General features: G+C 70.2%; 21 protein-coding genes. 12 read left to right on the top strand and 9 right to left on the bottom strand.

Annotation, left to right across the window (positions count from 1 at the left end):
• Positions 1-97 precede the first annotated feature (97 nt).
• From AC1DJH_RS11755 to AC1DJH_RS11730, 6 genes are all read left to right on the top strand, one after another.
• Positions 98-862 (top strand): SDR family NAD(P)-dependent oxidoreductase, encoded by a 765-nt coding sequence (locus tag AC1DJH_RS11755; protein ID WP_478185802.1) that lies wholly within the window; start codon positions 98-100, stop codon positions 860-862.
• Positions 859-1,767, top strand: coding sequence for a beta-keto acid cleavage family enzyme (locus AC1DJH_RS11750; RefSeq protein ID WP_478185801.1), 909 nt, complete (start codon positions 859-861; stop codon positions 1,765-1,767). Before AC1DJH_RS11755 ends, AC1DJH_RS11750 begins: the two co-directional genes overlap by 4 nt.
• Positions 1,764-2,771 (top strand): quinone oxidoreductase family protein, encoded by a 1,008-nt coding sequence (locus AC1DJH_RS11745; protein ID WP_478185800.1) that lies wholly within the window; start codon positions 1,764-1,766, stop codon positions 2,769-2,771. The genes AC1DJH_RS11750 and AC1DJH_RS11745 overlap by 4 nt, the downstream gene beginning before the upstream one ends.
• A 20-nt stretch (positions 2,772-2,791) precedes the next feature.
• Positions 2,792-3,148: a cupin domain-containing protein gene (locus AC1DJH_RS11740; protein WP_478185799.1), complete on the top strand. Its 357-nt coding sequence runs from the start codon at positions 2,792-2,794 to the stop codon at positions 3,146-3,148.
• Positions 3,149-3,209: 61 nt separating this feature from the next.
• Positions 3,210-4,202, top strand: coding sequence for a Bug family tripartite tricarboxylate transporter substrate binding protein (locus AC1DJH_RS11735; RefSeq protein ID WP_478185798.1), 993 nt, complete (start codon positions 3,210-3,212; stop codon positions 4,200-4,202).
• Between the two features lies 1 nt (position 4,203).
• Entirely contained in the window at positions 4,204-5,883 is a 1,680-nt protein-coding gene (locus AC1DJH_RS11730; protein WP_478185797.1) for an amidohydrolase, read from the top strand.
• On the opposite strand, the gene AC1DJH_RS11725 is transcribed toward AC1DJH_RS11730, so the two are convergent.
• The 5 genes from AC1DJH_RS11725 to AC1DJH_RS11705 are packed head-to-tail and all read right to left on the bottom strand — an operon-like array spanning position 5,880 to position 11,335.
• The gene (locus AC1DJH_RS11725; RefSeq protein ID WP_478185843.1) at positions 5,880-6,476 is read right to left on the bottom strand and encodes a uracil-DNA glycosylase family protein; all 597 of its coding nucleotides are present in this window, start codon (positions 6,474-6,476) and stop codon (positions 5,880-5,882) included. The two genes, AC1DJH_RS11730 and AC1DJH_RS11725, sit on opposite strands and share 4 nt — an antisense overlap.
• Before the next feature lie 31 nt (positions 6,477-6,507).
• Positions 6,508-7,338: an isocitrate lyase/PEP mutase family protein gene (locus tag AC1DJH_RS11720; RefSeq protein WP_478185796.1), complete on the bottom strand. Its 831-nt coding sequence runs from the start codon at positions 7,336-7,338 to the stop codon at positions 6,508-6,510.
• A gap of 56 nt (positions 7,339-7,394) precedes the next feature.
• The gene (locus AC1DJH_RS11715; protein WP_478185842.1) at positions 7,395-8,777 is read right to left on the bottom strand and encodes an L-serine ammonia-lyase; all 1,383 of its coding nucleotides are present in this window, start codon (positions 8,775-8,777) and stop codon (positions 7,395-7,397) included.
• A gap of 7 nt (positions 8,778-8,784) precedes the next feature.
• Complete coding sequence (locus tag AC1DJH_RS11710; protein ID WP_435496335.1) at positions 8,785-9,954, bottom strand: M20 aminoacylase family protein; 1,170 nt, start codon at positions 9,952-9,954, stop codon at positions 8,785-8,787.
• A 28-nt stretch (positions 9,955-9,982) separates the two neighbouring features.
• Positions 9,983-11,335: a DUF3100 domain-containing protein gene (locus AC1DJH_RS11705; protein WP_478185795.1), complete on the bottom strand. Its 1,353-nt coding sequence runs from the start codon at positions 11,333-11,335 to the stop codon at positions 9,983-9,985.
• Positions 11,336-11,465: 130 nt separating this feature from the next.
• Between AC1DJH_RS11705 and AC1DJH_RS11700 the strand changes: the two genes are divergently transcribed.
• Both AC1DJH_RS11700 and AC1DJH_RS11695 read left to right on the top strand, forming a co-directional pair.
• Positions 11,466-12,458, top strand: coding sequence for a LysR family transcriptional regulator (locus tag AC1DJH_RS11700; RefSeq protein WP_478185794.1), 993 nt, complete (start codon positions 11,466-11,468; stop codon positions 12,456-12,458).
• Positions 12,459-12,505: 47 nt separating this feature from the next.
• The gene (locus AC1DJH_RS11695; protein ID WP_478185793.1) at positions 12,506-12,964 is read left to right on the top strand and encodes a CopD family protein; all 459 of its coding nucleotides are present in this window, start codon (positions 12,506-12,508) and stop codon (positions 12,962-12,964) included.
• A gap of 60 nt (positions 12,965-13,024) precedes the next feature.
• Here AC1DJH_RS11695 and AC1DJH_RS11690 read toward each other — a convergent pair whose 3' ends face one another.
• The 4 genes from AC1DJH_RS11690 to AC1DJH_RS11675 all read right to left on the bottom strand — a co-directional run bounded on the left by AC1DJH_RS11690 (position 13,025) and on the right by AC1DJH_RS11675 (position 16,553).
• Entirely contained in the window at positions 13,025-13,438 is a 414-nt protein-coding gene (locus tag AC1DJH_RS11690) for an organic hydroperoxide resistance protein (RefSeq protein ID WP_472113471.1), read from the bottom strand.
• Between the two features lie 41 nt (positions 13,439-13,479).
• On the bottom strand, positions 13,480-13,860 hold the full coding sequence (locus AC1DJH_RS11685; RefSeq protein ID WP_478185792.1) for a helicase SNF2: 381 nt from the start codon (positions 13,858-13,860) through the stop codon (positions 13,480-13,482).
• A 246-nt stretch (positions 13,861-14,106) separates the two neighbouring features.
• Positions 14,107-15,345, bottom strand: coding sequence for a CaiB/BaiF CoA transferase family protein (locus AC1DJH_RS11680; RefSeq protein WP_478185791.1), 1,239 nt, complete (start codon positions 15,343-15,345; stop codon positions 14,107-14,109).
• Between the two features lie 8 nt (positions 15,346-15,353).
• Positions 15,354-16,553: an acyl-CoA dehydrogenase gene (locus AC1DJH_RS11675; RefSeq protein ID WP_435445906.1), complete on the bottom strand. Its 1,200-nt coding sequence runs from the start codon at positions 16,551-16,553 to the stop codon at positions 15,354-15,356.
• A 177-nt stretch (positions 16,554-16,730) separates the two neighbouring features.
• On the opposite strand from AC1DJH_RS11675, the gene AC1DJH_RS11670 reads away from it, so the two are divergent.
• The 4 genes from AC1DJH_RS11670 to AC1DJH_RS11655 all read left to right on the top strand — a co-directional run bounded on the left by AC1DJH_RS11670 (position 16,731) and on the right by AC1DJH_RS11655 (position 19,666).
• Positions 16,731-17,642 (top strand): LysR substrate-binding domain-containing protein, encoded by a 912-nt coding sequence (locus AC1DJH_RS11670; RefSeq protein ID WP_478185790.1) that lies wholly within the window; start codon positions 16,731-16,733, stop codon positions 17,640-17,642.
• 75 nt (positions 17,643-17,717) lie between these two features.
• The gene (locus AC1DJH_RS11665) at positions 17,718-18,146 is read left to right on the top strand and encodes a helix-turn-helix domain-containing protein (RefSeq protein ID WP_472113636.1); all 429 of its coding nucleotides are present in this window, start codon (positions 17,718-17,720) and stop codon (positions 18,144-18,146) included.
• The gene (locus tag AC1DJH_RS11660; RefSeq protein WP_478185789.1) at positions 18,139-18,870 is read left to right on the top strand and encodes a nucleotidyl transferase AbiEii/AbiGii toxin family protein; all 732 of its coding nucleotides are present in this window, start codon (positions 18,139-18,141) and stop codon (positions 18,868-18,870) included. Before AC1DJH_RS11665 ends, AC1DJH_RS11660 begins: the two co-directional genes overlap by 8 nt.
• A 76-nt stretch (positions 18,871-18,946) precedes the next feature.
• Positions 18,947-19,666, top strand: coding sequence for a 2OG-Fe(II) oxygenase (locus AC1DJH_RS11655; RefSeq protein ID WP_478185788.1), 720 nt, complete (start codon positions 18,947-18,949; stop codon positions 19,664-19,666).
• Positions 19,667-19,766: the final 100 nt, after the last annotated feature.

The raw sequence follows: 19,766 nt of genomic DNA, 5'->3' as shown, positions 1-19,766 counted from the left end.
CCCCCTTCGAGGGGGCAACACCTGCGGCCCGGCTAAGCCGGCTCCGCGGTGTTCCGCGAAAAGGCATCACCCCGATCAACCCACTCTTCTCACATCCATGAGCTTCGATCCTGTATCCCGACTCGACGGCAAGGTCGCCGTCATCACCGGCGGCCTCGGCGCCATCGGCTACGCCACGGCCACGCGCCTGGCCGCGCTCGGCGCCACCTGCGTGCTGCTGCACCGCAAGGGCGACGATGCCGCCGCGCGCGCCGCCGCCCTGCCCTCGGCCACCAACCAGCGCCATGCGGCGATCCGCGCCGACATCGTCGATTCGGCAAGCCTCGCCGCCGCCGCCGCCGAAGTGCAAGCCACGCACGGGCGCTGCGACATCCTCGTCAACAGCGCGGGCCACACGCAGCCCGTGCCGGCGGCCGACCTCGACGCGCTGACCGACGAACTCATCGACGACATCGTGCGCGCCAACTTCCGCGGCGTGTTCGCCACCATCCGCGCCTTCGCGCCGATGCTGAAGGCCGGCGGCGACGCGCTGGTGGTCAACATCTCGTCCATCGCGGGCTTCACGGGCGTGGGCAGCAACCTGGCGTACGTCGCCGCCAAGGCGGGGCTCGACGTGGTGGGCGACGCGCTCGCCAAGGCGCTGGCGCCGGCGGTGCGCGTGGTGTCGGTGTCGCCGGGCGCGGTGGAGTCGGGCTTCGTGCCCGGGCGCGGCGCGGAGTTCGCCGGCAAGATGGCCAGCACCACGCCGCTGGGGCGCATCGGCAAGCCCGACGACGTGGCCGCCACGGTCGAGGCGCTGGCCACCACGCTGCGCTTCGTGACCGGCACGCGCATCGTGGTCGACGGAGGGCGCCACCTGTGAGCACCGCCAAGACGCTCATCACCTGCGCCGTCACGGGCAACCTCGTGAAGCCGGAGCAGACGCCGCACCTGCCGATCACGCCGGTGCAGATCGCCGACGAATGCCTGGCCGCGGCCGAGGCCGGCGCGAGCCAGGTGCACATCCACGTGCGCCACCCCGAAACCGGCAAGCCCTCGATGGAGGTCGAGCTGTACCGCGAGGTGGTGGAGCGCATCCGCCGCGGCAACCGCGAGCTGATCGTCAACCTCACGACCGGCCCGGGCGGACGTTTCGTTCCCGGCGAAGAAGATCCGAAGGTCGCGGCACCCGGCACCACGCTGCTGCCGCCGGAAAAGCGCGTGGAACACATCGCGCTCATCAGGCCCGACGTGTGCTCGCTCGACCTGAACACCATGAACTCCGGGCCCGACGTGGTCATCAACACGCCGAGGAACGTGCGCCGCATGGCGAAGGTGATGCGCGAGGCCGGCGTGAAGCCCGAGCTGGAGATCTTCGATTCGGGCGACATCAACCTCGCGCTCGACCTGATCGCCGACGGCACGCTCGACGGCCCGGCCATGTGGACCTTCGTGCTCGGCGTGAAGTACGGCTTCGCGCCCACGCCCGAGACGCTGCTGTACGCGCGCAACATGCTGCCGCGCGGCGCCTTCTGGAGCGCCTTCGGCATCGGCCGCATGGAGTTCCCCATCGTCGCGCAGGCGTGGCTGATGGGCGGCCATGTGCGCGTGGGCATGGAAGACAACATCTACCTCGAGAAGGGCGTGCTCGCCGAGAGCAACGCGCAGCTGGTGGCGAAGGCGCGCGACATCCTGGTGAGCCTGGGCGGCGAGGTGGCCACCCCGCGCGAGGCGCGCGCCATGCTGGGGCTGGCGGACACCCGCGCCGTGCAGGGAGCCGCACGATGAGCGTCGCAGCCATGCACTCCCCCCATTCGGCCCGCGCGCTGCGCGTGAACGAGAAGGCGGCCAACCTCGACGCGCTGCAACTGCACGCCGCGCCGCAGGCCGAACCCACGCCGCCCCCGGGCCACGCCGTGGTGCGCATCGCCGCCGCGGCCGTGAACCCGAGCGACGTGAAGGCGACGCTGGGCATCATGCCGCAGGCCGTGTGGCCGCGCACCCCGGGGCGCGACTTTGCGGGCACCGTGGTGAGCGGCCCCGCCGAATGGATCGGCCGCGAGGTCTACGGCTCGGGCGGCGACGTCGGCATCACGCGCGACGGCTCGCATGCACGCTACCTCGTGCTGCCCGAACAGGCGCTGCGCGCCAAGCCCCAGGGCATCTCGATGGACGAAGCCGGCGCGGTGGGCGTGCCCTTCGTCACCGCGTACGAAGGCTTTCGCCGCAGCGGCATGCCGCAGGCCGGGCAGACCGTGCTGGTGCTGGGTGCCAACGGCAAGGTCGGGCAGGCGGCGGTGCAGCTGGCATCGCAGGCCGGTGCGCGCGTGATCGCGGTGCAGCGCCATGCCCGGCCCTATGCGGGTTTTGCGAACGGACCGGTGGACCTGATCGATGCCCGCCACCATACCGACGTGGCCGCACGGGTGCGCGAGCTCACCGACGGGCACGGCGCGCACATCGTCTACAACACCGTGGGCAGCGCCTACTTCGAGGCCGCCAACAAGGCCATGGCCAAGGGCGCGACGCAGATCTTCATCGCCACGCACGAACGCGCGGTGCCCTTCGACATCTTCGCGTTCTACCGCGGCATGCACACCTTCGTGGGCATCGACTCGCTGGCGATGGACTGCGTGGCCAGCACCGCGCAGCTCGACGCCATGCGCGAAGGCTTCGAGCGCGGCACGCTGAAGCCCTTTCCCGTGGCGCGCAGCTTCACGCTCGACGAAGCGATGGACGCCTACCGGCTGGTGCTCTCCGGCAGCACCGACCGCGTGGTGCTGCGGCCCTGAACCTTGCTGGAGCACACGCCATGCACGTCACACGCTTCAACGCCGCGCCGCACTACGAGGCGCCCAACCACTTCGACATGCGCTGCCTGCGCCTGCAGGGCAAGGAAGCCGGCCCGTCCACGCAGATGTGGATGGGCATGAGCCAGATCTTGCCCGGCGGCCACACCGGCCTGGACGGCTCTCCGATGGAAAAGCTCTACCTCGTGCTCGAAGGCCAGCTGCACGTGATGGGCGAGATCGACGGCGCGCACCAGGAAGAAGTGCTCGGGCCCTACGACAGCTGCCGCTTCGCGCCCGGTGAAAAGCGCCAGCTGGAGAACCGCAGCAACCGGCCGGTGCTGGTCGCGCTGGTGATGCCCCACGCGCCACCGCCCTAGCAGCCGCTCTTTCAGTCATTCATCGCTCATCAATCAAATCAAATCAACGGAGACAAGACGCATGAAGAAGACATTCCAACAGGGCCGACGGCACGCGCTGGCGATGGCCGCCGCATTCGCGGCCGCCTGCACGCTCACCGGTGCCCACGCGCAGAGCGCATGGCCGGGCACGCAGCCCATCAAGCTGGTGGTGCCCTTCACGGCGGGCAGCGGCACCGACATCGTCGCGCGCCTCGTGGCCGAGAAGCTGGGCCCCGCGCTGGGCACCAGCGTCATCGTCGACAACAAGCCCGGCGCCGGCGGCACGCTGGGCGCGGCCATCACGGCCAAGGCGCCGGCCGACGGCTACACGCTGCTGGTGCACTCGGCCGGCCACCTGGTGAACCCGTGGATCTACAAGGGCCTGTCGTACGACACGATCAAGGACTTCGCGGGCATCACGCCGATGGCCAGCCTGCCCAACGTGCTGGTCACCGCGCCCGCGCACTTCGCCGACGTGAAGGACCTGGTGGCGAAGGTCAAGGCCAAGCCCGGCAGCTTCAACTACGGCTCCGCGGGCAACGGCTCGGCCACGCACATGAACGCGGAGGTGTTCCGCCTCGCGGCCGGCATCGATGCGCAGCATGTGCCCTTTCGCGGCACGCCCGAGGCCATGACCGAGGTGATGGCCGGGCGGGTCGACTGGTTCTTCGCGCCGATGGTGTCGGCCCTGCCGCTGATCCAGAGCGGCAAGCTGCAGGCACTCGCCGTGGGCACGGGCAAGCGCTCGTCGGCGCTGCCCAACGCGCCGACCACCGTGGAGGCCGGCGTGCCGGGCTCGGAGTACCTGTTCTGGGTCGGCCTGTTCGCACCCGCGAAAACACCGCAGCCGGTGATCGACCGGCTGCAGGCCGAGGTGGCGAAGATCATGGTGTCGCCGGAGCTGAAGGAGCGGTTGGAGAAGCTGGGTGCCGAGCCCTTCACGATGCCGTCCGCGCAGTTCAACAAGTTCATCGTGGACGAGACGGCGAAGGCGCAGCAGGTCGTCAAGGCCGCCAGCATCAAGGTCGACTGACATGACACCACGCACACTCATCACGGCGGTGGCCCTCGCCACCAGCCTGCTGCAGCCCGTCGCCGCGCAAGCGCAACCGGCGGACCTCATCGTCACCAACGCGAAGATCGCCACGCTCGATGCCGCCGCCAGCACCGCGCAGGCGCTGGCCGTGCGCGACGGGCACATCGTGGCCGTCGGCAACGACGCGCAGGTGCGCACGCTCGCCGGCCCCACGACCCGCACGGTCGACGCGGGCGGGCGCACCGTCATTCCCGGCCTCATCGACTCGCACATGCACGCGGTGCGCGCGGCGCTGAGCTACTCGACCGAGGTCAACTGGATCGGCGCGGGCACCATCGCCGAAGCCATGGCGCGCATCCGCGGCGCCGCGGCGCAGGCACGCCCCGGCGGCTGGCTGATCGTGGCCGGCGGCTGGACCGAGCAGCAGTTCGCCGAACGCCGCCGCCCCACGCTCGCGGAGCTGCAGGAGGCCGCGCCGAACAACCCGGTGTACGTGCAGCTCTTCTATGAAGCGGTGGTCATGACGCCCAAGGCGCTCGACGCGTTGGGCGTTCCCGCCGGCACGCTGCCCGCCGGCATGAAGCCCTCGCCCGACGGCGCGCCGGGCTGGATGACCGGCGACATCGTCGGCATCTCGGCCCTGTTCGACAAGCTGCCCAAGCCCACCTACGACGACAACGTGGCCGGCACGCGCGCCTTCTTCACCGAGTTGAACCGCCTGGGCATCACCGGCCTGGTGGACCCGGGCGGCTTCAGCATCGCGCCTTCGCAGTACGCCGCGCTGTTCGCGCTGTGGCGCGAAAAGGCGCTGACGCTGCGCGTGGCCTACAGCGTGTTCGCGCAGAAGCCCGGCGCGGAACTGCAGGAGTTTCGCGAACTCACGCAGATGCTGCCGATGGGCTTCGGCGACGACATGCTCAAGTTCAACGGCCTGGGCGAACGCGTGACGCTCGCGATGTACAACAACAATTTTCCCGACGCGGCCGCCAAGGAGAAGTTCTACGAGCTCATCAAGTGGGCGGCGATGCGCCAGCTCGCCGTCACCATCCACTGGCAGGAGAACGGCTCGGTCGACCACCTGCTCGGGCTGTACGAGAAGCTCGACGCCGAGGTGCCGATCAAGAACCTGCGCTGGTCCATTGCCCACCTGGACGATGCCTCCCCCGAGACGCTCGCGCGCATGAAGGCGCTGGGCATCGGCTGGACGATGCAGGACGCGATGTACTTCCAGGGCGACCGCATGCTGAGCGTGCGCGGCGACGCGGCGCGGCGCATGCCGCCCATCGCCACCGCGCTGCGCGCCGGCGTGAACGTGGGCGCAGGCACCGATGCACACCGCGTGGCCTCGTACAACCCCTTTGTCGCATTGCAGTGGATGCTCGACGGCAAGACCGTGAGCGGCAAGGCCATGCGCGGCTCCGACGAAACGCCCACGCGCGAACAGGCGCTGCGGCTGTACACGGCGGGCAGCGCGTGGTTCAGCTTCGACGAGGGCAAGCGCGGCACGCTGGAGGTCGGCAAGCTCGCGGACTTCGCGGTGCTCGACCAGGACTTCTTCAGCGTGCCGGTGGAGCGCATCGGCAAGACGACCTCGCTGATGACGGTGGTGGGCGGGCGCGTGGTGTACGCGGCGCGGCCCTTCGCCGCGGCGACCCCGTCCGTCGCCTCGGCGCCCTAGCTGCAGGCCGCGGTGCGGTCGGTGGCAAGCGCGCGCCGCACCCGCTCGCGCAGCACCGGCAGCACCTCGCTCTCGAACCACGGATGGTGCTTGAACCACCCCGTGTTGCGCGGCGAAGGATGCGGCAGCGGAATGAAGCGCGGTGCGTAGTCGGCGAAGGCCTGCACCGTCTCTGTGACGCCGCCGCGCGCCCTGCTTCCCAGCAGGTGCCGCTGCGCGTACTGGCCCACGAGCAGCGTCAGCTCGATGTGCGGCATCTGCGCCAGCAGGCGGTCTTGCCACAGCGGGGCGCACTCCTTGCGCGGCGGCAGGTCACCGCTGGTGCCGCGGCCCGGGTAGCAGTAGCCCATCGGCACGAGGGCGATGCGCGTGGCGTCGTAGAAGGTGTCGCGCTCCACGCCGAGCCAGCGGCGCAGCTGGTCGCCGCTCTTGTCGTCCCACGGCACGCCCGTCTGGTGCACGGTCATGCTGGGCGCCTGGCCGACGATCAGCAGGCGCGCTCTGGCGCTGGCCTGCACCACGGGCCGCGGGCCCAGCGGCAGGTGCGCCGTACAGACGGTGCAATTGCGGATCTCGGCGAGCAGCAGCTCCATGCTGTCCACGGCCAGGCTTGCGCGGCGGCCCTCAACCGGCGAACGGCCGGAAGAAGGCGTTGAGTTCGGCGCCCGGCGCGGCGTCGGCGAAGCCGTCGAAGCGGCCCTGGTCCGCCAGCGTGCGCGCCGCTTGCAGGAAGCCGCCCCACGCGGCGCGCGCCATGCCGCCGCCCACGCTGACGCGGCGCACGCCCAGTTCGGCGATGTCCACCATGGTCAGCTCGCTCGCGCCGCCCACCAGCAGGTTGACGGGCCTGGGCCCGGCGGCGGCAACCACGGCGGCGATCTGCTCGCGGGTCTTGATGCCGGGCGCATAGAGGCAGTCGGCGCCCGCATTCGCATAGGCCTTGAGCCGCGCGAGCGTGTCGTCGAGGTCGGGCCGGCCGGCGAAGAAGTTCTCGGCGCGGCCGACAAGCATCACGTCGGCGCCCGACGCGTCGATGGCCTTGCGCGCTGCGCGCAGGCGCTCGACCGCCACGTCGATGGCAAAGAGCGGCTCGGCCGCATTGCCGGTCGCGTCCTCGATGGACAGGCCCGCCACGCCGGTCTCGACGGCCAGGCGCACGCTTTCGGCCACGCCCTGCGCATCGGCGGCAAAGCCGTTCTCGAAGTCGGCGTTCACCGGCAGGTCGGTGGCCGCCACCAGTTCGCGCAGGTGGGCCAGGATGGCGTCGCGCGACATCGCGCCATCGGCGTGGCCGTGCGACCACGCGAAGCCGGAGCTGGTGGTGGCCAGCGCCTTGAAGCCCAGGCCTTCGAGGTAGCGCGCGCTGCCCGTGTCCCAGGGGTTCGGGATGACGAAGCAGTCCCTGGTGTGGAGCGCGCGGAAGTCGGCGCGTTTCTGGTCGACGGAGCGGGTCATGGAGCCTCGGCTTTCTGCGTGCGTGGCAAGGAGCCCGCATTCTGCGCGCAGCCCGCTCAGCACTCCACCACGTTCACCGCGAGACCGCCCAGCGAAGTCTCCTTGTAGGTCGACTTCATGTCCTCGCCGGTCTGCTTCATGGTGCGGATCACGGCGTCGAGCGACACGTAGTGGCTGCCGTCGCCGCGCAGCGCCATGCGCGCCGCGTTGATGGCCTTCACCGCGCCCATCGCGTTGCGCTCCACGCACGGGATCTGCACCATGCCGCCGACCGGGTCGCAGGTGAGGCCGAGGTTGTGCTCCATGCCGATCTCGGCCGCGTTCTCGACCTGCGCCGGCGTGGCGCCGAGCACCGCGGCCAGCGCGCCGGCCGCCATGGAGCAGGCCACGCCCACCTCGCCCTGGCAGCCGACCTCCGCGCCCGAGATGGAGGCGTTGGTCTTGTAGAGCATGCCGATGGCCGCGGCGGTGAGCAGGAAGTCGACGATGCCTTCGTCGCTCGCTTGCGGCACGAAGCGCTGGTAGTAGTGCATCACCGCGGGCACCACGCCCGCCGCGCCGTTGGTGGGCGCGGTGACGACGCGCCCGCCCGCCGCGTTCTCCTCGTTCACCGCCATGGCGAAGGCATTGACCCAGTCCATCACCGCCAGCGGGTCGGCCGCGCCGGCCTGGGCCAGCAGTTCGCGGTTTAGCTCCGGTGCGCGGCGGCGCATGCGCAGCGGACCAGGCAGCGCTTGCGCGGCCAATGGGTTGTCGATGCCGAAGCCGCGCTGCACGCACTGCTGCATCACCTGCCAGATGCGCAGCAGGCCGCTGCGCACGTCCGCCTCGGGGCGCCACGCGCATTCGTTGCGCATGACCAATGCGGCCACCGAGAGGCCGGTGGCCTCGCATTGCGCCATGAGTTCGTCGCCGGTGGTGAAGGGATGCGGCACGGCGGCGGCCGCGGCCACCGTCGCGGCCACGGCCTGGCCGCCCTCGACGACGAAGCCGCCGCCGACCGAGAAGTAGGTGCCCTCGGCCAGCGTGCGGCCCTCGGCCGCGAAAGCCGTGAAGCGCATCGCGTTGGGATGCTCGGGCAGCGATTCCTCGCCGCGAAACGCGATGTCGCGCACGCGGTCGAAGGCCATCGGCATGGTGCCGAGCAGGCTCAGCTGCCCGGTGCGGCGCAGCGCGTCGAGCCGCGGCTGCACGCTCTCGGGCCGCACCGTGTCGGGCGCGTCGCCGAGCAGGCCCAGGATCACGCCCTGATCGGTGGCGTGCCCGTGGCCCGTGGCGCCGAGCGAGCCGAACAGGTCCACCTGCAGCCGCGCCACCTGCGCCAGCACGCCGCGGCTTTCGAGCGAGCGCGCGAACATCAGTGCCGCGCGCATCGGGCCCACGGTGTGCGAGCTCGACGGGCCGATGCCGATCTTGAAGATGTCGAAGGCGGACAGCATCGGCGCTTCAGGCAAGCGGCAACTGCTGCTTGACCAGCGCCACCCAGTACGCCGCACCCAGCGGCAGGATGTTGTCGTTGAAGTCGTAGTACGGGTTGTGCACGTTCGGGTCGTTCGGGCCCTCGCCCGCGCCGATGCCGATGTAGGCGCCCGGGCGCTTCTGCAGCATGAAGGCGAAGTCTTCCGAGCCCATGGCCGGCGGAATGTCGGTGTGCACCTGCGCGCGCTCGACCAGGCTGGCGGCCGCGGCAATGGCCGCGTCGGTCTCGGCGGGCGTGTTGACCACGCCGGGGTAGCCGCGGCGGTAGTCCAGCGCCACGCGGGCGCCGTGCGTGGCGGCCACGCCGTCGCAGATCTGCTGCATCGCGGCCTGGGTCTTGTCCTGGATGGCCGCGTCCAGCGTGCGCACGGTGCCGCGCAGCACCACCGTCTCGGGAATCACGTTCCAGGTGTCGCCGCCGTGGATCTGCGTGACGCTCACCACGGCCGAGTCGGTGGCGCCGGTGCGGCGGCTCACGATGGTCTGCAGCGCGTTGATGAGCTGGGCCGAGACCACCACCGAGTCGATGCCGGTCTCGGGCATGGCGCCATGGCTGCCCTTGCCGGTGACGACGATCTCGAAGGTGTCCAGAAAGGCCGTCATGGTGCCCTTGCGGATGGCGAACTTGCCGCGCGCCAGGCCCGGGAAGTTGTGCATGCCGTAGACGGCATCGGCAGGGAACTGGTCGAACAGCCCCTCTTCCACCATCACGCGGCCGCCGCCCTCGTTCTCCTCGGCGGGCTGGAACACGAACTGCACCGTGCCCTTGAAGGGCTTGTGGCGCGACAGGTGCTCGGCCGCGCCCAGCAGCATGGCGGTGTGGCCGTCGTGGCCGCAGGCGTGCATCTTGCCGACGCACCTGGACGCATGCGCCTGCGTGCCCAGCTCCTGCATGTTGAGCGCGTCGAGGTCGGCGCGCAACGCGATGCTCGGGCCCTCGCCGTTCTTCAGCGTGCCGACCACGCCGGTGCCGGCCAGGCCGCGGTGCACCGGCAGGCCCATCAGCATCAGCGCATTGGCGACGACGTTGGCAGTGCGGTGTTCCTCGAAAGCGGTCTCGGGGTTGGCGTGGATGTCGCGGCGCCAGCTGAGCATGCGGGCACGGGTGTCTTCGGCAATTTCGGGGTCGCGGTACATGGCGTGGGTCTCTCGTGGGGTTGTCGTGTCAGTGGAAGAATTCGGCGATGAGCGTGGCGCCGAGGAAGGTGCCAGCGGTGGCGGTGAGCGACACCACCACGATGCGCCAGCCCAGCTGGCGGAACACCGGCAGGTCTTTCGCCACCGAGAAGCCGGCCAGCGCCAGCACCGGCGTGGTGAAGGCCAGGAAGTTGAGCTTGGACGTGATGCCGATCAGCGCGTCGGAGAACGGGAACAGCCCCGGAATGCCCACCACGGTGGCCACCACCGACAGCACCAGCACCATCGGCAGGCGCGGCGCGAGGCGCTTGATGCCTTCGACCACCAGCGCAATCAGCACCACCGCGGCCACGCCTTCGAGCGACACCAGCACCGGCACCTTGTAGGTCAGCGAATTGCCGATGAGCACGCCGCCGCCCACCACCGCCCAGGCGATGAGCGTGTCGCGAAACGGCAGCGCGCCGCCGTGCGCCACGCTCACCTGCGACACGGCACCCGTGCCCGCGGCGTCCTGCGCGCCGCGCTTCGACAGGCGGCCCAGCACCGGCTCCAGCTTGCCGTACAGCCACGAACACAGCGGCAACGACAGGAAGAGCGTGAAGTAGAAACCCGCCACCGTGGTCAGCAGGTTCGATGCGGCGGCGATCGCGGTGAGCTGCGGCAGCATCTCGGGCGGGTTCTGCGCGGCAATGGCGCCCAGCGCAGCAGCCATCAGGCTGCCCGAGCCCACGCCGGCGCCCATGGCCAGCGAGCGCGGATCGAAGATGTGCAGGCTCGCAATGAAGCCCGCCAGCACCGCGATGAAGAGCGCGCCCAGCACCGTGCCGGTGATGTACTCGGCCAGCACGCCGCGGCCTTCGGGCGAGGCCATGCCGTACTTCTCTCCGATGATCACCAGGTTGCCCTCGCGGCCCACGGAAAAAGTGGCGCCCACCGCCTCGCGCTTGATGCCCAACAGCAGCGCCAGCGGCAGGCCGAGCGCCAGGGTGCCCAGCGCATGGCCGAACTCCTGGAACAGCAGCGCCCAGCCGGCCTGCCTGATCTGCGGCAGCGCGGCGCCCACGGTCAGGCCCAGCTTCACGATGAAGAGCAGCAGGCCCGCGTTGAGCAGGCCGCCGGCGAACGATTGCTCGGCGGTCGCCACGCGCACCACGCCCGGCATGCGGCGGTGCGCGATGCCCCACACGGCCGCGATCAGCAGCGCCCACAGCATCGGCAGCAGCGCCACCTTGCCGGGGCCGACGCTGAACTGCGCCGGGCCGATGAGCTCGGCCGCGGCCACGATGGCCAGCGTGACGAGCGCGAGCTTGAGTTTTCCGGAGGCGCCGGCGGAGGGCGCGGCGGCGGCGAGGGCCGGGTGGGCGGAGGCGGCAGGGTTCATGGCGCGGGGGGCTCGGTCTGTGGCAATCCGGGCGAGTTTCTGCCTGCGGGCCTCTTGCATCAATGACAGTAAATCGGGATATTCGATGCACCAAATGCAACACTCGCCACGAACTTCAGGAGACCGGGCCATGGACGACAAGCTCGACACGCGCCGCGTGCGCTACTTCATGCAGGTGCTCGACAGCGGCTCGGTGCGCGGTGCCGCCGACGTGCTCGACATGGACCCCTCGGCCGTGAGCCGCGCCATCGGCCTGCTCGAGCAGGAATGCGGCGTGCCGCTGCTGGAGCGCCACGGCCGCGGCGTGGCGCCCACCGACGCGGGGCAGATGCTGGCCGGCTACGTGCGCCGGCAGAACAGCCAGAAGCAGCACCTCATGGCGCAGATGGACAGCATCCGCAAGATCGAGCGCGGCCACATCGACGTGGTGGCCGGCGAGGGCTACGTCGACTGGCTCATGCGCCACAGCCTGCGCGACTTCATGACCACGCACCCGAAGATCACCATCGACCTGGACGTGGCCAGCACCGACGAGATCGTGCAGCGCGTGGTCGAGGAGCGCGCCCACATCGGCATGCTGTTCCAGCCGCCCAAGGACGAGCGGCTCACGTCGCACCAGTCGCACCCGCAGCCGATCCAGGCGCTGGTGCTGGCTTCGCACCCGCTCGCACGGCTGGGCCGGCCACTGAAGCTGGCCGACCTGGTGCCCTACCCCGGCGCCACGCTGCACCGCAACTTCGGCGTGCGCCAGCACATCGAGGCGGCCGAGGTCAGCGAGGGCGTGCGGCTGCCCTCGGTGCTGACCACCACCTCGTTCAGCGCGCTCGGGCATTTCGTGTCGGCAGGGCTGGGGTACGCGCTGGGCACGCGCATCTCGCTCACGCCCAATGCCACCCACCCGGAAGTGGTCGAGCTGCCGATGAAGAACCCGTTGCTGTCGCAGGGCCGCTCCCACATCGTGTCGCGCCACGGGCGCATGCTGTCGCCCGCCGCGGCGGAGCTGCTGCGGTGCATCGTGACGGACATGCGGCGCTATGCCGAGACCCCGACGGGGCCCGAGAAGCGCCCGGCCACACGGCCAGCCACGCGGCCAGCCACGCGCCGGCGTGGCGTGGCCGCATGACGGGCCACGTTGCGCGATGCGGCCCATCGGTGTTCTGATCGGGCCCCATGTCCTATGTCATCCCGCTTTTCATCCACCTGCTGTGCGCCGCCTTCTGGGTCGGCGGCATGGCGACCATGCATTTCGCGGTGCGCCCCGCCGCCGTCGCCACGCTGGAGCCGCCGCTGCGCCTGCGCATGATGGCCGCGACGCTGCGGCGCTTCTTCGTGGGCGTGGATGCGTCGGTCGCGCTGCTGTTCGTGACCGGCGTGGTGATGATCCTGGCGACCGGCGGCTTTCGTTCCGTGCACTGGCACGTGCAGGCCATGATGGGCCTCGCCATCGTGATGGCCGCGATCTACGTGTACATCCGCGCCTCGGTGTTCAAGGCGCTGCGGCGCGCGGTGGCCGACAGCGAGTGGCCGAAGGCGGCTTCGCTGCTGAACACGGTGCGCCAGCTGGTGGGAATGAACCTGGTGCTGGGCGTGGTGGTGTTCGCGGTGGCGATCGTCGGGCGCGCGGGTTAGGGGTCAGCCCCCCGCCCGGCGACGTCCGGTCGCTCCCCGAAGCCCGGCAGCCGCCGAGGTTCAGACCAGGTTGAGCTCGACCTCGATGTTGCCGCGCGTGAGCTTGGAGTACGGGCAGGTCTGGTGCGCGGTGTGGACCACGTCGCGCGCGGTGTCGCGGTCGAGGCCCGGCAGGCTCACGTTCAGGCGCGCCTGCAGGAAGTACTGCCCTTCCTCGTTGACGAGATCGACCTCGGCATCGACGGCCAGATCGACCGGCAGCTTGATCTTCATCGCGCCGGCGGCCTTGCCCATCGCGCCGATGAAGCAGGCCGACCAGCCTGCGGCGAACAACTGCTCGGGGTTGGTGCCGGTGCCGTTGCCGCCGGGCGGCGACAGCTGGATGTCGAGGTGGCCGTCGCTGCTGCGCGAGGCGCCGAGGCGCCCGCCCGTGGTGTGGGTCTTGCCGGTGTAGAGGACTTGCTTGTCGGTCATGGGAAATTCCTGGACGAGATGAGGATGGGCGAGAGAGAAGCTCAGAGCGCGAGGCGATCGATGCCGTGGGCGGCGGCGACGGCCTGCGCGCGCACCGTGGCGCGGTCCAGCGTGCTCGCGAAACGCTCGGCCGGGCCGGCGCCCGCACCGTCGCCGTAGATGTTTCCGGCACGGGCCGCGGCGATGGCGTCGGCGCGCGCCCGGGCACGGTCGCCCAGGCCGGCCACGACGGTGGGCACACCGGCCGATGCGCCGTCCGCATACGGGTCGGCGCTGTGCGCGGCGGCGACACCGCCAGCCTGCACGGCTGAGCGGCTTGCGCTCGAGTGGAACTGGAGGACGCCCTGGTAGTCCTCGGCGGAGGCGCCGGCGGCGAATGCGCAAAGCGCGGCGGCAACGAGCAGGAGCTTGGTGGTTTGCATGACAGTGTCTTTCGGAGATGAGGTGAAGATGAAGCGGGTTGGAGCACCATCGCCTCCTCTGTGGGGTGTCCGTCGGTGGCGATGAATGAATTACATCGACCGGCTGTATCTCCGATGTGTCGAGCCCCCCGCCTGTTTGCATGCGCGTGTGTACGCCGCGCCACCCGGACACAGTGGCGTACAAATCAGAAAAGAAAACGGCGGCCATCAGGCCGCCGGATCGGTGCGCTCGAGGGTGGCGCCGCGTCAGACCACGCCGGCCGCGCGCAAGGCGTCGAAGCGCTCGCCGCCGATGCCCATTTCCGCCAGCACCTCCTGCGTGTGCTGCCCCAGCGCCGGCGGCGCGTGGCGCAGCACGGGTGGCGTGGCCGACAGGCGCAGCGGGCTCGCTACGCCGGTGATGCTCGTGATGCCGTCGCCCGCATCGCGCGGCAGCGTCACCTTGAGGCCGCGCGCCTGGACCTGCGCGTCGTCGAAGGCCTGCGCGATGTCGTTGATCGGGCCGCAAGGCACGGCCTTGTCCTCGAGCAGCGTGACCCACGCGGCCGTGGTGCGGGTGCGCGTGAGTTCTTCCATCATCGGAATCAGCACCCCGCGGTGCTTCACGCGCAGCGTGTTGGTCGCAAAGCGCGCGTCGGTCGCCCATTCGGGGTGGCCGGCCGCTTCGCAGAAGCGCGCGAACTGGCCGTTGTTGCCCACGGCCAGCAGCATCGCGCCGTCCTGCGTCGCAAAGTCCTGGTAGGGCGCCAGGCTCGGGTGCGTGTTGCCCTGGCGCTGCGGCGCTTCGCCGGTGTTGAGGAAGGCACTGGCCTGGTTGGCGAGGATGGCCATGCCCACGTCGAGCAGCGCCATGTCGATGTGCTGGCCTTCGCCGGTGCGGTCGCGCACCTGCAGCGCCGCCAGGATGGCGGTGCTGGCGTACACGCCGGTGAACAGGTCGGTCAGCGCCACGCCCACGCGCAGCGGGCCGCCGCCGGGCACGTCGTCGGGACGGCCGGTGATGCTCATCATGCCGGTCATGGCCTGGATCATCAGGTCGTAGCCCGCGCGCTCGGCGTAGGGGCCGTCGTGGCCGAAGCCGGTCACGCTGCAGTAGATGAGGCGCGGGTTGGCCGCGCGCAGGCTTTCCTGGTCGAGGCCGTATTGCGCAAGGCCGCCGGTCTTGAAGTTCTCCACCACGATGTCGGCCTGCGCCGCCATCTGCTTCAGGAGCGCCTGCCCCTCGGGCGTGGCCATGTCGATGGTGACCGAGCGCTTGTTGCGGTTGCAGGCGGCGAAGTAGCTGGCCTGGTCGGTGTCGTTGCCGTTCGCGTCCTTGATGAAGGGCGGGCCCCAGGTGCGCGTGTCGTCGCCCACGCCGGGGCGCTCGATCTTGACGACGTCGGCGCCCAGGTCCGCCAGGATCTGCGTGCACCACGGGCCCGCGAGCACGCGGGACAGATCGAGGACCTTGATGCCGTCGAGTGCTGCGGGCTTGTTGCTCATGCCTTCGATCAGTTGGCGAAAGCTGCGATGCCGGTGATGGCGCGGCCCAGGATGAGCGCGTGGATGTCGTGCGTGCCTTCGTAGGTGTTGACCACTTCCAGGTTCACCAGGTGGCGTGCCACGCCGAACTCGTCGCTGATGCCGTTGCCGCCCATCATGTCGCGCGCCATGCGGGCGATGTCCAGCGACTTGCCGCAGTTGTTGCGCTTCATGATCGAGGTGATCTCCACCGCGGCCGTGCCTTCGTCCTTCATGCGGCCCAGGCGCAGGCTGCCTTGCAGGCCCAGCGTGATCTCGGTCTGCATGTCGGCCAGCTTCTTCTGGATGAGCTGGTTGGCGGCCAGCGGGCGGCCGAACTGCTTGCGGTCCAGCGTGTACTGGCGGGCGCGGTGCCAGCAGTCTTCGGCGGCACCCAGGGCGCCCCACGAGATGCCGTAGCGCGCGCTGTTCAGGCAGGTGAAGGGACCCTTCAGGCCCTGCACTTCGGGGAAGGCGTTTTCCTCGGGGCAGAACACGCCGTCCATCACGATCTCGCCGGTGATGCTGGCGCGCAGGCCGACCTTGCCGTGGATGGCGGGGGCGCTCAGGCCCTTCATGCCCTTTTCGAGCACGAAGCCGCGGATCGGGCCGACCGTGCCGCTCTCGCTGACTTCCTTGGCCCACACCACGAACACGTCGGCGATGGGCGAGTTGCTGATCCACATCTTCGAGCCGCTGAGCGAGTAGCCGCCCGGCACCTTCTTGGCGCGCGTGGCCATGCTGCCGGGGTCGGAGCCGTGGTCGGGCTCGGTCAGGCCGAAGCAGCCGATCCATTCGCCGGTGGCGAGCTTGGGCAGGAACTTCTGCTTCTGGCCTTCGGTGCCGAATTCGAAGATGGGCACCATCACCAGCGAGCTCTGCACGCTGGCCATCGAGCGGTAGCCCGAGTCGACGCGTTCGACTTCGCGCGCGATCAGGCCGTAGGCCACGTAGTTGAGGCCGGGGCCGCCGTACTGTTCGGGAATCGTCGGGCCCAGCAGGCCGAGCGCGCCCATTTCGCGAAAGATGGCCGGGTCGGTTTCACCGCTGCGGAAGCCCTCGATGACGCGGGGCGCCAGGCGCTCCTGGCAGTAGGCATTGGCCGCGTCGCGGATCATGCGTTCTTCGTCGGTCAGTTGCTGGTCGAGAAGAAGGGGGTCGTCCCAGTGGAATTGCGCTTTGGCGGCCATGTGGCTGTCTCCGGAAGAGGAAAGAATGAGGGGAATGGCCCGATCCTAGCCACCCGGGGCCCCCGAGGCAAACGAGGATTCCGCACCCAGATATGCGTTCGTAGAATGTCTTGCAAGATGTTGGAGCGGCATCTTCATTGGCGAGCCTCCGTTCCCATTCATACATTCCAGTCATACATGCGACGCAAGATCCCGCCCCTGCAGACCCTGGTGTGCTTCGACGCCGCCGCGCGCCACGAGAGCTACACCCGCGCCGCGCAGGAGCTCGCCCTCACGCAGAGCGCGGTGTCGCGGCAGATCGGCACGCTCGAAGCCTTCCTCGGCGTGGCGCTGTTCCGCCGCACGCGCCACGGCGTGGCGCTCACCGCCAGCGGCGCGGCCTACGCGCGGCAAACCGCCCTGCGGCTGCAGGCGATGGAACGCGATGCGCTCGACGCCATGGCGCACCAGGGCGAAGGCGGCTCGCTGTCGCTGGCCGCCGTGCCCACCTTCGCCACGCGCTGGCTGATGCCGCGCCTGAAGGGCTTCGCGGCGCTGCAGCCCGACGTGGTGGTGCACATCGAGACGCGCACCCGCCCCTTTCTGTTCGCCGACGCCGAGTTCGACGCCGCGCTGTATGCCGGCACGCCCGCGCAGGTGGAGAACTGGGCCGGCACGCATGCGCTGCTGCTGATGCACGAGGACGTGGTGCCGGTGTGCAGCCCCTCGCTGCTGCCTCGCGGCAAGGCCGTGGCGCCGGCCGCCGTCGCGAAGATGCCGCTGCTGCAGCAGAGCACGCGGCCCGACGGCTGGCGCCAGTGGTTCGACGCGCAGCACGTCGACGCCCCGAACGCGCGCGGCGGGCCGCGCTACGAGCTGTTCTCCATCCTCGCGGCGGCGGCCTCGCACGGGCTGGGCGTGGCGCTGATGCCGACGATGCTGGTGGCCGACGAGCTGGCGCGCGGCGAGCTGGTGGTGGCGTGTGCGCGGCCGCTGTCGGGCGAGCGGAACTACTACCTGGTCACCCCGGAGCGCGCCGACCAGCGGCCGCTGCTGAAGTTCTTCAGCGACTGGCTGCTAGTGCAGGCGCGGCAAGGTCGGCCAAACTGAAAAGTCACTCAATCATCCACTGCGCCCACCACCTCCCAAGGAGCCTGCCAACGCCTTGAAGCCTTTGGCCGGCACATTCACGCCCGGCGAAAGGCACTCAAGGTCAGCGCCGTCACGGCCGCCGAGGCGGCGGGCATGTCGCGCATGACGCTGCATCGCATCGAACGCGGGGAGCCGTCCGTCACGATGGGGGCCTACATGAACGCGCTGGCGGCATTGGGGCTGGATGTCGAGGTGGTTGCGCCTTTCGAAGGCCGCGCCAGCGAGATTGCAACGCCTGCTTCCGCGCGCGCGTCGAAGACAACCGTGCGGGTTGCCGATTTCCCGCAATTGCGCCGTCTCGCCTGGCAACTGCCGGCGGACGCAGAGCTCACCCCCGAAGAAGCCTGGGGCACCTACGAACGCAACTGGCGCCACGCCGATCCATCGGCACTCGAAGACAAGGAACGCCAGTTGCTCGCCGAGCTGGCCCGCACGCTCGGTCGCAAGCCCCTGGATGTTTGAACGCGCACACCATCGCCGCGTGGCCGAGGTGCTCGCCGCGCTGAATGCCGACCTGCTGGCAGACAACCATTGCCTGTTCGGCGGGGGCACCGCCATCGCGCTTCGGCATGGCGAGTACCGCGAATCGGTGGACATCAACTTTCTCGTGTCGGACGTGGCGGGCTATCGCTGCCTGCGGCAGCTTGTCACCGGCAGTGAAGGCCTGCGCGCACTCGCCCGCGAAGGCAGCCGGTTGCAGCAGGCACGCGAAGTCCGCGCCGACCAATACGGCATCCGAACCCTCGTTCGCGTGGACGGCACGGAGATCAAGTTCGAAATCGTGCTCGAGGCACGCATCGCGCTCGAAGCGCCGGGTGCCGCCGACCGCATCGGCGGCATCGCCACGCTCACGCCCCTGGACATGGCGGCAAGCAAGCTGCTCGCCAATTCCGACCGCTGGGCCGACGACGGCGTGTTCAGCCGGGACCTGATCGACCTGGCCATGATGCGGCCCGGCAAGACGCTGCGCCAGCGCGCAACAGACAAGGCCCGGCAGGCCTACGGCGACAGCATCGACACCGACCTTGCAAAAGCGGCCGATGCCTTGCTGCAGCGGCCCGGCCGCATGGAAAGGTGCATGGAAATGCTGCAGATGGCGCCTTCGGTCCCTCCGGCACTGCTGCGCAAACATATCAAGGCCTTGCTTCCAAGGGCATCCCGCGCGACCCACAGCGACAGCCCTTGAACGAATGCCCGCTCGCCGCTGGCATCGCGTCCGAAAACGGCCAGCATCGCCCGCCCGCCGCCCGGACACTGGTCCCATGCAAACCTCCGCCCCCCCTGTGCGCACCATCGCCGCCCTCGACTGGCCCCGCATCGAAACCGACCTTGCCGCCCGCGGCTGCGCCGTCGCCGGCCCCCTCTTCACGCCCGAGGAATGTGCCGCGCTCATTGCGATGTACGACGAGGGCGAGCGCTTTCGCAGCCGCGTCGTGATGCAGCGCCACGGCTTCGGCCAGGGCGAGTACCAGTACTTCGCGTACCCGCTGCCGAAGAAGCTCGCGGCATGGCGCGGCGCGCTGTACGAACGGCTGGCACCGCTGGCCAATGCGTGGGCCGCCGCCATGGGTCAGCCGGCCGACTACCCGCCCGACCACGCGGCCTACCTGGCGCGCTGCCACGCGGCGGGCCAGCTGCGCCCCACGCCGCTGCTGCTGCGCTACGACGAAGGCGACTACAACTGCCTGCACCAGGACCTGTACGGCGACCTGCAGTTTCCGCTGCAGCTCACGGTGCTGCTGAGCGTGCCGGGGCAGGACTTCAGCGGCGGCGAGTTCGTGCTGACCGAGCAGCGCCCGCGCATGCAGTCGCGCGCCGACGTGGTGTCGCTCGCGCAGGGCGAGGCGGTGATCTTCGCGGTCAACCAGCGGCCGGTGGCGGGCACGCGCGGCAGCTACCGCGTGACGATGCGCCACGGCGTGAGCCGGCTGCGCGCGGGCCGGCGGCACACGCTGGGCCTGATCTTCCACGACGCACGCTGAGCGGCATCGCTCACGGCCCGCCCCGCTGCCGCTGCGGTCTAGACAGGCCTGAGACACCCCATCCGCGAAGACGAGCGAAAATCCAGCCCGCCTGCGGCAC

Source organism: Variovorax sp. 10N412, assembly GCF_056394985.1.
Note: the sequence above shows the minus strand (reverse complement) of the source record. Positions and strands in the feature narration are given on the sequence as shown.

What these genes read in the sequence shown, in the direction of transcription:
- AC1DJH_RS11675 (WP_435445906.1), bottom strand. Translation starts at nt 16,553, where the DNA reads ATGGCCGCCAAAGCGCAATTCCACTGGGACGACCCCCTTCTTCTCGAC.
- AC1DJH_RS11705 (WP_478185795.1), bottom strand. Translation starts at nt 11,335, where the DNA reads ATGAACCCTGCCGCCTCCGCCCACCCGGCCCTCGCCGCCGCCGCGCCC.
- AC1DJH_RS11685 (WP_478185792.1), bottom strand. Translation starts at nt 13,860, where the DNA reads ATGCAAACCACCAAGCTCCTGCTCGTTGCCGCCGCGCTTTGCGCATTC.
- AC1DJH_RS11725 (WP_478185843.1), bottom strand. Translation starts at nt 6,476, where the DNA reads ATGGAGCTGCTGCTCGCCGAGATCCGCAATTGCACCGTCTGTACGGCG.
- AC1DJH_RS11740 (WP_478185799.1), top strand. Translation starts at nt 2,792, where the DNA reads ATGCACGTCACACGCTTCAACGCCGCGCCGCACTACGAGGCGCCCAAC.
- AC1DJH_RS11700 (WP_478185794.1), top strand. Translation starts at nt 11,466, where the DNA reads ATGGACGACAAGCTCGACACGCGCCGCGTGCGCTACTTCATGCAGGTG.
- AC1DJH_RS11715 (WP_478185842.1), bottom strand. Translation starts at nt 8,777, where the DNA reads ATGCTGTCCGCCTTCGACATCTTCAAGATCGGCATCGGCCCGTCGAGC.
- AC1DJH_RS11730 (WP_478185797.1), top strand. Translation starts at nt 4,204, where the DNA reads ATGACACCACGCACACTCATCACGGCGGTGGCCCTCGCCACCAGCCTG.
- AC1DJH_RS11660 (WP_478185789.1), top strand. Translation starts at nt 18,139, where the DNA reads ATGTTTGAACGCGCACACCATCGCCGCGTGGCCGAGGTGCTCGCCGCG.
- AC1DJH_RS11755 (WP_478185802.1), top strand. Translation starts at nt 98, where the DNA reads ATGAGCTTCGATCCTGTATCCCGACTCGACGGCAAGGTCGCCGTCATC.
- AC1DJH_RS11720 (WP_478185796.1), bottom strand. Translation starts at nt 7,338, where the DNA reads ATGACCCGCTCCGTCGACCAGAAACGCGCCGACTTCCGCGCGCTCCAC.
- AC1DJH_RS11695 (WP_478185793.1), top strand. Translation starts at nt 12,506, where the DNA reads ATGTCCTATGTCATCCCGCTTTTCATCCACCTGCTGTGCGCCGCCTTC.
- AC1DJH_RS11680 (WP_478185791.1), bottom strand. Translation starts at nt 15,345, where the DNA reads ATGAGCAACAAGCCCGCAGCACTCGACGGCATCAAGGTCCTCGATCTG.
- AC1DJH_RS11710 (WP_435496335.1), bottom strand. Translation starts at nt 9,954, where the DNA reads ATGTACCGCGACCCCGAAATTGCCGAAGACACCCGTGCCCGCATGCTC.
- AC1DJH_RS11670 (WP_478185790.1), top strand. Translation starts at nt 16,731, where the DNA reads ATGCGACGCAAGATCCCGCCCCTGCAGACCCTGGTGTGCTTCGACGCC.
- AC1DJH_RS11735 (WP_478185798.1), top strand. Translation starts at nt 3,210, where the DNA reads ATGAAGAAGACATTCCAACAGGGCCGACGGCACGCGCTGGCGATGGCC.
- AC1DJH_RS11690 (WP_472113471.1), bottom strand. Translation starts at nt 13,438, where the DNA reads ATGACCGACAAGCAAGTCCTCTACACCGGCAAGACCCACACCACGGGC.
- AC1DJH_RS11745 (WP_478185800.1), top strand. Translation starts at nt 1,764, where the DNA reads ATGAGCGTCGCAGCCATGCACTCCCCCCATTCGGCCCGCGCGCTGCGC.
- AC1DJH_RS11655 (WP_478185788.1), top strand. Translation starts at nt 18,947, where the DNA reads ATGCAAACCTCCGCCCCCCCTGTGCGCACCATCGCCGCCCTCGACTGG.